Genomic DNA, 264 nt, shown 5'->3' with positions numbered 1-264 from the left:
AGGCAAACACAAAGCGGTATTACGCCGACAAGTACCCTGCCCACCTCCTTGGCTTTCATAATGACACCACACCACGTTACGACAAGGCCGCCGCCGAGCTCGCCTGGAAGCGAACCGTAGACTTTTTTACTGAAAAGCTGAAATGACGCGGCTTTGAGTTTTGGGGAATTCTGACTAGTTTAATGTTTCAAAGCTGAAAATTTGAAGAAACATTTCTCACTTGCGTTCATCCTCATCCTGCTTCTCAATGTGCTGGGATATTAT

At 46.2% G+C, this 264-nt stretch carries 1 protein-coding gene; it reads left to right on the top strand.

Going from position 1 to position 264, the window contains the following annotated elements:
- Positions 1–146 (top strand): dienelactone hydrolase family protein (locus RAD04_RS38845; protein ID WP_461627988.1); only part of this gene is annotated, 146 nt, incomplete at its 5' end.
- Positions 147–264 lie beyond the last annotated feature (118 nt).

Source organism: Bradyrhizobium sp. 25ACV (assembly GCF_054863005.1).
The sequence above is the reverse complement of the archived record's forward strand: the minus strand, read 5'-3'. Positions and strand labels throughout refer to the sequence as shown.